This window comes from Streptomyces sp. NPDC001514 (genome assembly GCF_053597075.1).
The window spans coordinates 36,949-50,180 of record NZ_JBSFHO010000010.1 but is presented as its reverse complement, the minus strand read 5'-3'; the positions used below and the strand labels follow the sequence as shown (position 1 = coordinate 50,180).

The window sequence follows — 13,232 nt, the reverse complement described above, 5'->3', positions numbered from 1 at the left end:
CGTTCGAGGACGGACTCTCCGGCCCACCTGCCCGCGCCGGGCACACGTCAAAGCCTGTCCGCGTTCGAGGACGGACACGCGGGCGCCCCGTCCGTCTGCCCCCATCAGCCGCCCCAACCACGGGAGTTGACCCCGCCGGACCGGCCTTGACTCGGAGCCTTCCCTACCGCTTTGCTGTGCGCGACCGTTCGCTCACATCCCGCGCTCACCCCGCAGTAGTAAGGAAGCCTCGCGGATGCCCCCACCTCCGCCCCCGCTCGGCCGCGCCCGACGTCGCGCCGCGCGCTCCGGGCAGGCTTTCGACCCGGCGCTCGACGACGCCGAACTCATCACCGTACGCGCCCAGTTGGCGCAGGGCAGATGGACCGCGGCGCGGTCGATGCTCACCGCCACGGCGGACGACTGGGACCGCCGCGGGCACCGGCTCGTCGTGCTCGGTGAACCCCCGTCGACCGCCGCCTGGGCCCGGGACTGGCTCCTCGCCGACCCCGGCAGCCCCGACGCCACCGCGCTCCTTGCCTGCGCGCACGTCTGCGGGGCGCTGCGCGGCAAGGAGCGCCCGGAGGCGGCCCGTTCGGCCTGCCGGGCCGCCGCGGAGCTCGCCCCCGAGGACCCGACCCCGTGGCTCGCCCTGCTGATCCTCGCCCGCACCCTCGGCACCGAGGAGGAGGTCGCCCGTCTCTTCGACGAGGTGCGCTTCCGGCACCCTGAGCATCACCACGCCCACCACCTGATGGCCGCCAGACTCGCCGAGCGTCAGCCCGGCGCCGGGCAGGACCCGCTGCACGAGGTGTACGACTTCGCCGCCTGGGCCGCCGAACAGGCGCCCGCCGACTCCCCGCTCGCCGTCCTGCCCGTCGTCGCGCACGCGGAGCGCTACCGGGTGCTGGCGGCCGCCGGGAGCGAGCCCGCCGACCCGCTCGCCTCCGGACACTGGACCGGCCGCCGCGCCCGGCAGGTCATGAAGGCCGCCTTCGACTGGTGGCTTGAGTGGGAGCGCGACGACCACCCCCGCAACCGCATCGACCTCAACTTCCTCGCCCACGCGAAGTACTGCGAGGGCAGGCCCGCCGAAGCCGCCGCGCTCTTCCACCGCATCGGCCCGCACTCCACACCGGCCCCCTGGTCGTACCCGGACCGGGACCCGCACGACGCGTTCCATGCCGCGCGCAGCGCCGCGCTCGGCACCGTCTGATCCGAGAGGACACACCCCGCCATGTCGCCGGGCAGTTCGAGTACGAGCGCCACCAGAACCGCCACCGCCGAGAGCGAGATCAGCACCTACAAAGGAGTGGAACGCGCCCTGCGCGCCGACCGCCTGGGCACCGCCGGCCTGCTCCTGTCCGTGCTCGCCGCCAGCGCCCCGCTGATGGTCGTCGCCGGAGTCATGCCCACCGTGTTCGGTGTGATGGGCATCGTCGGCCAGCCCCTGCTCTACGTCGTCCTCGGTGTCGTCCTGATGCTGTTCAGCGTCGGCTACGCCGAGATGAGCCGCCACGTCCACAACGCCGGCGCCTTCTACGCGTACATAGCCCGCGGCCTCGGCCCCACCGCGGGAGCCGGGGCCTCGTACGTCGCCCTCGTCGCGTACAGCGCGATGCAGGTCGGTATCTACGGCATCCTCGGCTTCGAGATCTCCGGTCTGCTCGCCACCTATCTCCATCTGACCGTCGCCTGGTGGGTACCCGCACTCGCCGCCGCCGCGATCGTCGCCGTACTGGGCTGGCTGAAGATCGACCTCAACGCCAAGGTGCTCGGCGTCCTCCTGGTCGTCGAGTGCACGCTCGTCGTCATCTTCGACATCGCCGCCATCGCCGAGCCCGGCCGCGAAGGCCTCTCGTTCAGCGCCTTCAACCCGGACACCCTCACCGGCGCGGGCCTCGGCACCGCCCTCTGCTTCTGCATCGCCGCGTTCGTCGGCTTCGAGCAGTCACCGGTGTACGCGGAGGAGACCAGCCGCCCCCACGTCGTCGTCTCGCGCGTGATGTTCCTCGCCGTCGGGTATGCCGCGCTGTTCCTCGCGCTCAGCGCCTGGGCGCTCACCGTCGCCGCCGGACCCGGCGCGATCTCCGGCGAAGCGGCCGAGCAGGGACCCGGACTGCTCTTCTCGCTCACCCAGGCCCGGCTCGGCGGCACGTTCACGGACGTCCTGCACGTCCTCTTCGTCACCGGCATGTTCGCGGCGCTGCTCAGCTTCCACAACGTGGTCGCCAGGTATGCGTTCGCCATGGGCCGCGAAGGGCTGCTGCCGGCCGCCTTCGGCCGTACGAACAGGTCCAGCGGCGCACCCGCCACCGGCTCCGTGCTCCAGTCCGCCGTCTCCGTCCTGGTCGTCGTGGCCTTCGCGGTCACCGATCACCTGCCGACGGGCGACCCCACCACCCCCGTGCTGCGCCTCTTCACCTGGATGGGCAACATCGGCGCGCTCGGCGTCATCCTGCTGATGGCCGCCGCCTCCTTCGCGGTGATCGCCTTCTTCGTACGCCGTGGCGCGGCCGGTGTGCAGGCCTGGCGGCTCATCGCCTCCGCCCTCGCGGGCCTCGCCCTCATCGCCATCGCCGTGTACACGGTCAAGGACTTCGACGTCCTGATCGGTGCGGGGCCCGGCTCCGCGCTCAACTGGATCCTGCCGGTCGTCATCGGCGTCGCGCTGGTCGGCGGGCTGTTGTACGGAGCGGTGCTCAGGTCCGCGCGCCCCGAGGTGCACGCCCGCATCGGCCTGGGCAACGAGGCGTTCCAGCTCGAGCGGGCCGCCGAGTCCGCCGGGTCCGCCGAGCCCGTCGGGTCCGCCGACTCGGCCGGCACGCACGGATGACCGAAGTCTGACGGAAGTCTGACGAACACCCGTGGCCCCTGGCATCCGGCGGCCGCGGGTGTTCGAATCGTCATGTGAAGGACCCGACCCCACCCCCGTCTCCGGACTCGGAAGGCGCGCCCGTCGGGCGACGCGTCGTTCTCTCCGTCCTTGGCCTCGGCGCCGCCGGAGTGGCCACCGCCCCCTATCTCCAGCGCGGCTTCGAGGCCTTCCTCGGCTCGGTCGCCGACAAGGACCCCACCAAGCTCACCGGGCTGCTCCCCAACGGCGGCGGCTTCCGCTACTACTCGGTCGCCGCTTCCGTACCGCAGAAGAACGCCACGAACTACCGCCTCACCGTCGGCGGACTGGTCGAGCGGCCGACGTCGTACACCCTGGAGGCGCTGCGGGCACTGCCGCAGACCCGCGTCGTGCGCGACGTCCAGTGCGTCACCGGCTGGCGCGTCCCCGACACCGCATTCGAGGGAGTGAAGCTGTCGGCCCTGCTCGACGCGGCAGGGGTGCGCCCGGAAGCCCGCGCCATCCGCTTCACCTGCTTCGACGGCACGTACAGCGAGAGCCTCACGCTCGACCAGGCCCGCCGCTCCGACGTGCTGGTCTGCCTGAGCATGCAGGACAAGCCGCTCAGCCACGCACACGGCGGCCCGGTGCGCCTCTACGTCGCGCCCATGTACTTCTACAAGTCCGCGAAATGGCTCTCCGGAATCTCCCTGACCTCCGAAGTGCAGCCCGGGTACTGGGAGGAGCGAGGCTATGACGTCGACGCCTGGGTCGGCCGGTCCAACGGCCGCGACGACACACCCACCGTCTGAACGGCCGGTCCGGGTACGGAGGTTCAGCCGCGCCGAGCGCTGGGTCCACCGCACCACGGCTGCCCTGATGCTGCTCTGCGTGGCGACCGCGGCCGCCCTCTACGTACCCGAAATCGCCGAACTCGTCGGCCGCCGCCATCTCGTCGTCACCGTGCACGAGTGGTCGGGGCTGCTACTGCCCGTGCCGTTCCTGCTGGGTCTGGCCTCGCGCGCCTTCCGGGCGGATCTGGGACGGCTCAACCGCTTCGGGCCGCACGACCGGCAGTGGCTGCGGGCGGTACGGCGCCGGGACCACCGGCCGTCGTCGCGCCCGGCGGGAAAGTTCAACGCCGGACAGAAGATCTACGCGGCGTGGATCGCGGGGGCGGCGCTGGTGATGCTCGGCACGGGGCTGCTGATGTGGTTCACGCACCTCGCCCCGCTGGTGTGGCGTACGAGCGCGACCTTCGTGCACGACTGGCTGGCGCTCACCATCGGCCTCGTGCTCATCGGCCACATGGGAATGGCGCTCGCCGACCCGGAGGCACGCCGTGGCATGCGCACCGGGTCGGTCGAGCGCCCGTGGGCCCGTCGGGAACACCCGCTGTGGGACCCGGATGACGACTGACCGCTACAGCACGAGGGACAGCAGCAGGACGCAGACGATGCCGACCACCGAGATGATGGTCTCCATCACCGACCAGGTCTTGATCGTCTGACCGACGTTCATCCCGAAGTACTCCTTCACCAGCCAGAACCCCGCGTCGTTGACGTGGCTGAAGAAGAGCGAACCGGCACCGATCGCCAGCACCAGCAGAGCGGACTCGGTGGTGCCCATGTCGGCGGCGAGCGGGGCGACGAGACCGGCCGCGGAGATCGTCGCCACGGTCGCCGAGCCGGTCGCCAGCCGGATCGCCACCGCGATCAGCCAGGCCAGCAGCAGCGTCGGGATGGCCCAGTTCTTGGAGAAGTCCAGGATCATCTGGCCGACGCCGATGTCGATCAGCGTCGTCTTGAAGCCGCCGCCCGCGCCCACGATCAGGAGCACGCCCGCGATCGGGGCGAGGGACTTCTCGACGGTCGAGGCGATCCGGCCCTTGCTGAAGCCGGCGGCGCGGCCCAGCGTGAACATGCCCACGATCACGGCTGTGAGCAGGGCGATCAGCGGCGAGCCGATGACATCGGTGACCCGCTGGACGTGGTTCTCGGGGTTGTCGACGACGATGTCGACGAGCGCCTTCGCCATCATCAGGACGACCGGGAGCAGCACGGTGGAGACGGTGGCGGCGAAGCTCGGCCTCTTCTCCAGGTCGTCGGAGGACCGTTCAGGGACCATTCCGTCCGGCGCCGGGATGTCGACCCAGCGGGCGGCGTACTTGGAGAACACCGGGCCGGCGATGATCACCGTGGGTATGGCGACGACGAGGCCGAGGGCCAGCGTGACGCCCAGGTTGGCGCCGATGGCGTCGATCGCGACGAGCGGGCCGGGGTGCGGCGGAATGAGGCCGTGCATCACGGACAGTCCGGCGAGGGCCGGGATGCCGATCCGCATCAGCGAGTAGTTGCCCCGCTTGGCGACCATCAGCACGACGGGGATCAGCAGGACGATGCCGACCTCGAAGAACAGCGGCAGGCCGATGATCGACGCGATGAGCACCATCGCCCAGGGCATGGCCCGTCCGCTCGCCTTCGCGAGGATCGTGTCGACGATCTGGTCCGCACCGCCGGAGTCGGCGAGCAGCTTGCCGAGGATCGCGCCGAGTGCGATGAGCACGCCGACGCTCGCGACGGTGGCGCCGAGGCCCTTCGTGAAGGACTCGATGGTCTTGTCGAGCGGGGCTCCGGCGAAGGCGCCCAGCGCGAGCGAGCCGATCGTCAGTGCCAGAAAGGCATGGAGCTTGAACTTGGTGATGAGCACGACGATGAGGGCGATGCCCGCGAGGACGGCGATGCCCAGCTGCGCGTTGCCTGCCGAGGTGATCGGTTCGGTGGCGTCCGCTGCCAGCATCTCGACGCTGAGACTGGTCACGGTGATTCCTTAGTTTTCGAGCGGGTGGTTGTCGAGCCGGCGCAGTGCGGTGACGGCCCGCTCGGTGATTTCTTCGGGGGAGCCGGTGACGTCGACGGCGACGCCGGGCTCGTCCTCCTGCAGCGGCTGCAGGGTGGCGAACTGCGAGTCGAGCAGCGCGGTGGGCATGAAGTGCCCCTTGCGCTCGGTCATCCGTTGCTCGATCAGGGCACGGTCGCCGGTCAGGTGGAGGAAGACGGCGTCCGGGGCGGCCGCCCGCAGGCGGTCCCGGTAGATCCGCTTGAGCGCGGAGCTGGAGACCACACCGCCGAGCCCCGCCCGGCCGTGCGCCCACTGCCCGATCGCGTCGAGCCAGGGCTCACGGTCCGCGTCGTCCAGCGGGACACCGGCGGTCATCTTGGCGATGTTGGCCGGGGGATGGAAGTCGTCGCCCTCGGCGTACGGGACGCCCAGCGCGTCCGCGAGCAGGGGGCCGATCGTTGTCTTGCCGGTCCCTGCCACGCCCATCACGACAACCACGTGGGGGGTGCTCATTGGTGCCTCGCTGTCCTCATCGACCTCGGTCCGACGCCGTCGACATCGGTCCGACGTCGTGCCGTCGCGCTACTGAAACGCATTAGGTACGACGTATTCAAGAGTCCGAGACATAAACGTCATACTTTTTGTTCCCCAACCGTGCCCCGTACCCTTGCTCCATGAGCACAGAGGGCCACGGGCTGCACACACACGTCCTCGACAGCCTCGGCCTGGCGATCACCGCGGGCGAATGCCCGCCGGGCAGTGTCCTGCGCACGGATGAGCTGGCCGAGCGCTTCGACGTCTCGCGCACCGTCGTCCGCGAGGTGGTCCGCGTCCTGGAGTCGATGCACCTCGTCGAGTCCCGGCGCCGCGTCGGCGTGACCGTACGCCCGACCGCGGAGTGGAACGTCTACGACCCGCGCGTCATCCGCTGGCGGCTGGCCGGCGCCGACCGACCCCGCCAGCTGCGTTCGCTGACCGTGCTGCGCTCCGCGATCGAGCCGGTGGCCGCCGGGCTCGCCGCCCGCAATGCGACCCCCGAGCAGTGCGCCGCGCTGACCGAATGCGCCCTCGGCATGGTCGCCACCTCCCGCGGCCACCAGCTGGAGGGCTATCTGAAGCACGACATCGCCTTCCACCGGATCGTGCTCAATGCCTCGGGCAACGAGATGTTCGCCCGGCTCGGCGATGTCGTCGCCGAGGTCCTCACCGGCCGCACGCACCACCAGGTGATGTTCGAGGACCCCGACCCGGCCGCCGTCACCCTCCATGTCCAGGTCGCCGAAGCCGTTCGCGAAGGCGACGCCGACCGGGCCGAGCGGCTGACGAGGGAGATCGCCGTGGGCGCGCTCCAGGAGCTCGACGTTCTCGCGCCCTGAGCAGGCCCGAGCGGCCATGGGCAACCCTGAGTGACTTTCAAGACATGGCAGCCTTGCTTCCCCTTGTCGCAACCTCTGAAATACCTCAGATCTATGTCTGAGTGAGGTGGACCACTGCCAAAATCCCAGGGTTGCCGTGACTATGAGCGCTCGGGCGCTCTGCGCCCGCAGGCCGAGCCGTGGTGACCACCTTCCTCACCACGGGAAGGCCGCCGGCGTCCGGCCGGCTACCGCACACCCCCTCACGAAGGCGAACATCTCTATGAGCGACCGCACCCTGACTGCGGCCGATACGTCTGTCGCCGGGTCTCCGGCCACGGGCACCCCCCACGTGGACGCCGGTGACGCCGGGTACCGCAAGGACCTCAAGTCGCGGCACATCAACATGATCGCCATCGGCGGCGCCATCGGTACGGGCCTGTTCCTCGGAGCCGGCGGCCGCATGGCCAACGCCGGTCCCTCGCTCTTCATCGCGTACGCGGTCTGTGGTGTCTTCGCGTTCTTCGTCGTGCGCGCGCTCGGTGAGCTGGTGCTCTACCGGCCCTCCTCCGGTGCCTTCGTCTCGTACGCCCGCGAGTTCATGGGCGAGAAGGGTGCCTACACGGCCGGCTGGCTGTACTTCCTCAACTGGTCGACGACCGCCATCGCCGACATCACGGCGGCCGCGACCTACGCGCACTTCTGGGCCATGTTCAGCGACGTCCCGCAATGGGTGCTCGCCCTCATCGCGCTGGCCGTGGTCCTCACGGCCAACCTCATCTCGGTGAAGTACTTCGGTGAGATGGAGTTCTGGTTCGCGATCATCAAGGTCGCCGCACTGGTGATCTTCATGCTCGTCGGCATCTTCCTCGTCGTCACCCAGCACGAGGTCGGCGGCCACACCCCGGGCCTGCACACCATCACCGACAACGGCGGCATCTTCCCGATGGGCGTCATGCCGATGCTGCTGCTGATCCAGGGTGTCGTCTTCGCCTACGCCTCCGTCGAGCTCTGCGGTGTCGCCGCTGGTGAGACCGAGAACCCCGAGAAGATCATGCCGAAGGCGATCAACTCGATCATGTGGCGCGTCGGCCTCTTCTACGTCGGCTCCGTGGTGCTGCTCGCCCTGCTGCTGCCGTACACCGCCTACTCCGGCGACCAGAGCCCCTTCGTCACGCTCTTCGACAAGCTCGGCATCCCGGGTGCGGCAGGCGTCATGAACCTGGTCGTGCTCACGGCCGCGCTCTCCAGCCTGAACTCCGGCCTGTACTCCACCGGCCGCATCCTGCGCTCCATGTCGATGTCCGGCTCCGCGCCCAAGTTCACCGGCGTGATGAACAAGGGCGGCGTGCCCTACGGCGGCATCCTGCTCACCGCGGGCTTCGGTGTCGTCGGCGTCTTCCTGAACTACGTCATGCCGGGTGACGCCTTCGAGCTGGTGCTGAACTTCGCCTCCATCGGCATCGTCGGCACCTGGGGCATGATCATGGTCTGCTCGCTGCTCTTCTGGCACCGCTCCAAGGACGGCCGGGTCACCCGCCCGGGCTACCAGCTGCCGTGGGCTCCGTACACCCAGATCGTCACGCTGGTCTTCCTGGCCTCCGTCCTGGTCCTGATGTGGATGGACGGCGGCATCAGCCGCACCACCGTGAACTGCCTTCCGCTGATCGCGCTCGCCCTGGTCGGTGGCTGGTACCTGGTCCGCAAGCGGGTCAGCACCATCACCGCGGGGCGCCAGGACGCCTGACGTCCGCACCCGCTGTACGACGAGGCCCCCCGCCGGAGAGATCCGGCGGGGGGCCTCGCCCATTCCCCGCGGTCCGGGCATCGTGGTGCCGTACACATGGGGTACACCCGCGGTACGTACGCACCTGTCCCGACGAAGGGGAGAACTGCGATGGCGCAGCAGGTCCAGGGGGTCATCGCCCCCGGCAGGAACGAGCCCGTCCAGGTCGTGGAGATCACCGTCCCCGATCCCGGACCCGGCGAGGCGGTGGTCAGGGTCCAGGCGTGCGGGGTCTGCCACACCGACCTCCACTACAAGCAGGGCGGAATCAGCGACGACTTCCCCTTCCTCCTGGGCCACGAGGCCGCGGGCATCGTGGAGGCGACCGGCCCGGACGTCGCCGATGTCGCCCCCGGCGACTTCGTCGTCCTCAACTGGCGCGCGGTCTGCGGCCGCTGCCGGGCCTGTCTGCGCGGCAGGCCCTGGTACTGCTTCGACACCCACAACGCCCGGCAGAAGATGACGTCGGGCGACGGTACGGAACTCTCCCCGGCCCTCGGCATCGGCGCCTTCGCCGAGAAGACCCTGGTCGCCGCGGGCCAGTGCACCAAGGTCGATCCGGCCGTCTCCCCGGCCGTGGCCGGCCTGCTGGGCTGCGGCGTCATGGCGGGTCTCGGCGCCGCGGTCAACACCGGGAACGTGGGCCGTGGCGACTCCGTCGCCGTCATCGGCTGCGGGGGCGTCGGGGACGCGGCGATCGTCGGTTCCCGGCTCGCCGGAGCAGCCCGGATCATCGCCGTCGACATCGACGACCGCAAGCTGGAGACCGCCCGCACCATGGGCGCGACGCACACCGTGAACTCCCGCACGACCGACCCCGTCGAGGCCATCCGCGAACTCACCGGCGGTTTCGGCGCGGACGTCGTCATCGAGGCCGTCGGCCGCCCGGACACGTACAAGCAGGCCTTCTACGCCCGCGACCTGGCCGGCACCGTCGTGCTCGTCGGCGTCCCGACCCCCGAGATGACCCTTGAGCTCCCTCTCCTCGACGTCTTCGGCCGCGGCGGAGCGCTCAAGTCGTCCTGGTACGGCGACTGCCTGCCGTCCCGCGACTTCCCCATGCTCATCGACCTCCACCAGCAGGGCCGCATCGACCTCGGCGCCTTCGTCACGGAGACCATCGGCCTCGGCGACATCGAGAAGGCCTTCGCCCGCATGCACGAGGGCGACGTCCTGCGCTCGGTGGTGGTGTTCTGATCGGTGATCGGCAATGAGCAGGAGTGAGCAGGAGCGAACAGGCCGTGATCGGTGACCGTTCGGTGATCACCAGGCCGAAAGGCGCAACCGGCTCTCGAAGCGGCACTCCCGACCGGTGAGCGGATCGGTGAACTCGAGCGCCCTCGCGAGCAGTTGCAGCGGCCGTGCGTGGTCCTCGGGACCGTCCTCGCGGACCACGGGGTACACCGGGTCGTCGAGGATCGGCAGCCCGAGGCTGTTCATGTGCACCCGCAGCTGATGGGTCCGGCCGGTGGCCGGCAGCAGCCGGTACCGGCCGAATGGCCCGCGGTGGGCCAGCAGCTCGATCCGGCTCTCGCTGTTCGGCTCACCCGGCACCTCCCGGGCCGCGAGCACCCCGCGCTCCTTCTCGATCCGGCTCCGCACGGTGACGGGGAGCGCGACCTCCGGGTCGTACGGCGCCACCGCCTCGTACTCCTTGCGGACGCGCCGGTCCCGGAACAGCGTCTGATACGCGCCACGGTCCTCGGGCCGGACGACGAACAGGGCGAGCCCGGCGGTCAGCCGGTCGAGCCGGTGTGCGGGCTGCAGCTCAGGGAGCCCCAGCTCGCGGCGCAGCCGGGCCAGCGCGGTCTCGGTGATGTGCCTGCCGCGCGGTGTCGTGGCGAGGAAGTGCGGCTTGTCGGCGACCACCAGGCGTTCGTCCCGGTACACGATCCCCACCTCGAACGGCACGCGCTCCTCGGGAGCGAAGTCCCGGTGGAACCAGAGATACCGCCCCGGTACGTACGGCTCGTCCGCGGCGACCGGCCCGTCCGTCCCGGCGAAACGGCCGTCCCGCAGCATCGCCTCCACCCGCTCCGCCCCGACCGCCTCGCCGAACCGTTCGACGAGGTGGTCCCGTACGGTCCGCCAGGTGCCGTCCGGATCGGCGGGCAGCCGTACGCGCACCGGATCGATACCGTCACGCTGCGGCAGCGGCGCCACGGGCGCTGCCCGTCCTCTGCGTCGTCCCACAGCTCCCGCACCTCGTCCCCGCACACTCCGGCAAAGCAAAAAACCCCAGCTCAGCTGGGGTTCTCTGGTGGTGTCCGAGGGGGGACTTGAACCCCCACGCCCGATAAAGGGCACTAGCACCTCAAGCTAGCGCGTCTGCCATTCCGCCACCCGGACCAGGTGTCTGTCTTCCGGCCCTGGGCCGTTCCGACGTGGAAAACCATAGCAAACATTCGGAGGTGCTCGATCACGCCCCCGGCCCCCTTCCCGCTCCGACGATGACGGGTGACGGGTGACGAGCGCCGTGTGACGTGTGACGGGCATGTGTCGGGGCCCGGGCGCCCTTGGGGTGCGGGCAGGGGCGCGGGAGGATGTGGGTGACCACCAGAGCGCCAGTGGGAGGAAACAGCGTGAGCCAGTCGGACACCGGCCGGACGATCTCCGGCGAGGACGAGGTCGTCGATCTCTGCCGCGATCTGATCAGGATCGACACCAGCAACTACGGCGACCACTCGGGACCGGGGGAGCGGGCGGCCGCCGAGTACGTGGCGGAGAAGCTCGCCGAGGTCGGCCTGGAGCCGAAGATCATCGAGTCCCACAAGGGCCGGACCTCCACCGTGGCACGGATCGAGGGCGAGGACCCGTCCCGGCCGGCGCTGCTCATCCACGGCCACACCGACGTCGTACCGGCCAATGCCGACGATTGGACCCACCACCCGTTCTCCGGGGAGGTCGCCGACGGCTGCGTCTGGGGCCGGGGGGCGGTGGACATGAAGGACATGGACGCCATGACCCTCGCGGTCGTACGGGACCGGCTGCGCAGCGGCCGCAAGCCCCCGCGCGACGTGGTCCTCGCCTTCCTCGCGGACGAGGAGGCCGGCGGCACGTACGGGGCGCGGTATCTCGTCGACAAGCACCCGGACCTCTTCGAGGGCGTCACGGAGGCGATTGGCGAGGTCGGCGGCTTCTCCTTCACCGTGAACGAGAATCTGCGGCTCTACCTCGTCGAGACGGCCCAGAAGGGCATGCACTGGATGCGGCTCACCGTCGAGGGCACCGCCGGGCACGGCTCCATGACCAACAACGACAACGCGATCACCGAGCTGTGCGAGGCCGTCGGCCGGCTCGGGCGGCACACCTGGCCGGTGCGGGTGACCAAGACCGTACGGTCCTTCCTGGACGAGCTGTCCGACGCGCTCGGCACCCCGCTCGACCCGGAGGACATGGAGGCGACGCTCGCCAAGCTCGGCGGCATCGCCAAGATGGTCGGGGCGACGCTGCGGAATTCGGCGGCTCCCACGATGCTCGGTGCCGGCTACAAGGTGAACGTGATCCCGGGCCAGGCCACCGCCCATGTCGACGGGCGCTTCCTGCCGGGGTACGAGGAGGAGTTCCTGGCCGATCTCGACCGGATCCTCGGGCCGCGGGTGAAACGCGAGGACGTCCACGGCGACAAGGCGCTGGAGACCAGCTTCGACGGCGATCTCGTGGACGCGATGCAGTCGGCGCTGAGGGCCGAGGACCCGATCGCGCGGGCCGTCCCGTACATGCTCTCCGGCGGCACCGACGCCAAGTCCTTCGACGATCTCGGCATCCGCTGCTTCGGTTTCGCACCGCTGCAGCTGCCACCGGAGCTCGACTTCGCCGGAATGTTCCACGGGGTCGACGAGCGGGTTCCGGTCGACGGTCTGAAGTTCGGCGTACGGGTGCTGGACCGCTTCCTCGACGCGAGCTGAACCTGCTGTCCGCGGAACCGCTCGATCTGCTGAAACGAAACTCCAACAATCGTCCGCGCGTGCGTATTTGACTGAAAAGAGTGAATGGGAACATAAGCTAGTAGCTCCATTACTCCCTCCTCGTTACAGGGTGTGCGGTCCGCGGCTGGGATCGCATTGCCTACTAGGAGGAATAATGATCAAGAAGGTCGTCGCTGCTGCGGCTGCCACCGGTGGTCTGGTTCTCGCGGGTGCGGGGATGGCCGTCGCCGACTCGGGTGCGCAGGGTGCCGCCGTGCACTCCCCTGGTGTGCTCTCGGGCAACGTCATTCAGGCGCCCATCCACGTTCCGGTGAACGTCTGCGGCAACACGGTCTCCGTGATCGGCCTGCTGAACCCCGCTTTCGGCAACTACTGCCAGAACGCGTGACGTTGTGCCTCAACCCATGAGGGGCTGAGTCCAGTGGCCCCGGAGTGTGCGCCATACACTCCGGGGCCGCTGACATTCCGCTCCCGGGCGACGGCGCCCGGGAGCATTCCGGAAGTCA

The 13,232-nt window shown here is 69.9% G+C and carries 12 protein-coding genes and 1 tRNA gene; 9 read left to right on the top strand and 4 right to left on the bottom strand.

All coding sequences use genetic code 11. From position 1 onward, the window contains the following. The first annotated feature begins 235 nt into the window (after positions 1-235). The 4 genes from ACWCXB_RS13280 (at position 236) to ACWCXB_RS13265 (ending at position 4,234) form a co-directional block, all read left to right on the top strand. The gene (locus ACWCXB_RS13280) at positions 236-1,195 is read left to right on the top strand and encodes a hypothetical protein (RefSeq protein WP_450722173.1); all 960 of its coding nucleotides are present in this window, start codon (positions 236-238) and stop codon (positions 1,193-1,195) included. Between the two features lie 21 nt (positions 1,196-1,216). Then, the gene (locus ACWCXB_RS13275; protein WP_450722171.1) at positions 1,217-2,815 is read left to right on the top strand and encodes an APC family permease; all 1,599 of its coding nucleotides are present in this window, start codon (positions 1,217-1,219) and stop codon (positions 2,813-2,815) included. A 74-nt stretch (positions 2,816-2,889) separates the two neighbouring features. Next, on the top strand, positions 2,890-3,627 hold the full coding sequence (locus ACWCXB_RS13270; RefSeq protein ID WP_450722169.1) for a molybdopterin-dependent oxidoreductase: 738 nt from the start codon (positions 2,890-2,892) through the stop codon (positions 3,625-3,627). Continuing rightward, positions 3,569-4,234: a cytochrome b/b6 domain-containing protein gene (locus ACWCXB_RS13265; protein ID WP_450722167.1), complete on the top strand. Its 666-nt coding sequence runs from the start codon at positions 3,569-3,571 to the stop codon at positions 4,232-4,234. Before ACWCXB_RS13270 ends, ACWCXB_RS13265 begins: the two co-directional genes overlap by 59 nt. Before the next feature lie 3 nt (positions 4,235-4,237). Here the strand turns inward: ACWCXB_RS13265 and ACWCXB_RS13260 are convergent, their stop codons facing one another. Together ACWCXB_RS13260 and ACWCXB_RS13255 are read right to left on the bottom strand one after the other, a co-directional pair. Beyond that, the gene (locus ACWCXB_RS13260) at positions 4,238-5,635 is read right to left on the bottom strand and encodes a GntT/GntP/DsdX family permease (protein ID WP_450722165.1); all 1,398 of its coding nucleotides are present in this window, start codon (positions 5,633-5,635) and stop codon (positions 4,238-4,240) included. 9 nt (positions 5,636-5,644) lie between these two features. After that, positions 5,645-6,169 (bottom strand): gluconokinase, encoded by a 525-nt coding sequence (locus ACWCXB_RS13255; protein WP_450722163.1) that lies wholly within the window; start codon positions 6,167-6,169, stop codon positions 5,645-5,647. A 161-nt stretch (positions 6,170-6,330) separates the two neighbouring features. Between ACWCXB_RS13255 and ACWCXB_RS13250 the strand changes: the two genes are divergently transcribed. The 3 genes from ACWCXB_RS13250 (at position 6,331) to ACWCXB_RS13240 (ending at position 9,994) form a co-directional block, all read left to right on the top strand. Further along, a complete protein-coding gene (locus tag ACWCXB_RS13250) occupies positions 6,331-7,032 on the top strand; it encodes a FadR/GntR family transcriptional regulator (protein WP_450722161.1) in 702 nt (233 codons plus the stop codon). Positions 7,033-7,294: 262 nt separating this feature from the next. Then, positions 7,295-8,758, top strand: coding sequence for an amino acid permease (locus ACWCXB_RS13245; RefSeq protein ID WP_450722159.1), 1,464 nt, complete (start codon positions 7,295-7,297; stop codon positions 8,756-8,758). Positions 8,759-8,908: 150 nt separating this feature from the next. Then, on the top strand, positions 8,909-9,994 hold the full coding sequence (locus ACWCXB_RS13240; RefSeq protein WP_450722157.1) for an S-(hydroxymethyl)mycothiol dehydrogenase: 1,086 nt from the start codon (positions 8,909-8,911) through the stop codon (positions 9,992-9,994). Between the two features lie 66 nt (positions 9,995-10,060). Here ACWCXB_RS13240 and ACWCXB_RS13235 read toward each other — a convergent pair whose 3' ends face one another. Together ACWCXB_RS13235 and ACWCXB_RS13230 are read right to left on the bottom strand one after the other, a co-directional pair. Continuing rightward, on the bottom strand, positions 10,061-10,990 hold the full coding sequence (locus tag ACWCXB_RS13235; RefSeq protein ID WP_450722155.1) for a pseudouridine synthase: 930 nt from the start codon (positions 10,988-10,990) through the stop codon (positions 10,061-10,063). A gap of 68 nt (positions 10,991-11,058) precedes the next feature. Then, positions 11,059-11,146: transfer RNA gene (locus ACWCXB_RS13230), tRNA-Leu, on the bottom strand. Between the two features lie 233 nt (positions 11,147-11,379). On the opposite strand from ACWCXB_RS13230, the gene ACWCXB_RS13225 reads away from it, so the two are divergent. Together ACWCXB_RS13225 and chpH are read left to right on the top strand one after the other, a co-directional pair. Continuing rightward, positions 11,380-12,705: a M20/M25/M40 family metallo-hydrolase gene (locus tag ACWCXB_RS13225; protein WP_450722153.1), complete on the top strand. Its 1,326-nt coding sequence runs from the start codon at positions 11,380-11,382 to the stop codon at positions 12,703-12,705. 175 nt (positions 12,706-12,880) lie between these two features. Beyond that, positions 12,881-13,114 carry a chaplin ChpH gene (gene chpH, locus ACWCXB_RS13220; RefSeq protein WP_450722151.1) on the top strand — a complete coding sequence of 78 codons (234 nt, stop codon included), beginning with the start codon at positions 12,881-12,883 and terminating at the stop codon, positions 13,112-13,114. Positions 13,115-13,232: the final 118 nt, after the last annotated feature.

What these genes read in the sequence shown, in the direction of transcription:
- ACWCXB_RS13245 (WP_450722159.1), top strand. Translation starts at nt 7,295, where the DNA reads ATGAGCGACCGCACCCTGACTGCGGCCGATACGTCTGTCGCCGGGTCT.
- chpH (WP_450722151.1), top strand. Translation starts at nt 12,881, where the DNA reads ATGATCAAGAAGGTCGTCGCTGCTGCGGCTGCCACCGGTGGTCTGGTT.
- ACWCXB_RS13255 (WP_450722163.1), bottom strand. Translation starts at nt 6,169, where the DNA reads ATGAGCACCCCCCACGTGGTTGTCGTGATGGGCGTGGCAGGGACCGGC.
- ACWCXB_RS13280 (WP_450722173.1), top strand. Translation starts at nt 236, where the DNA reads ATGCCCCCACCTCCGCCCCCGCTCGGCCGCGCCCGACGTCGCGCCGCG.
- ACWCXB_RS13250 (WP_450722161.1), top strand. Translation starts at nt 6,331, where the DNA reads ATGAGCACAGAGGGCCACGGGCTGCACACACACGTCCTCGACAGCCTC.
- ACWCXB_RS13275 (WP_450722171.1), top strand. Translation starts at nt 1,217, where the DNA reads ATGTCGCCGGGCAGTTCGAGTACGAGCGCCACCAGAACCGCCACCGCC.
- ACWCXB_RS13265 (WP_450722167.1), top strand. Translation starts at nt 3,569, where the DNA reads ATGACGTCGACGCCTGGGTCGGCCGGTCCAACGGCCGCGACGACACAC.
- ACWCXB_RS13240 (WP_450722157.1), top strand. Translation starts at nt 8,909, where the DNA reads ATGGCGCAGCAGGTCCAGGGGGTCATCGCCCCCGGCAGGAACGAGCCC.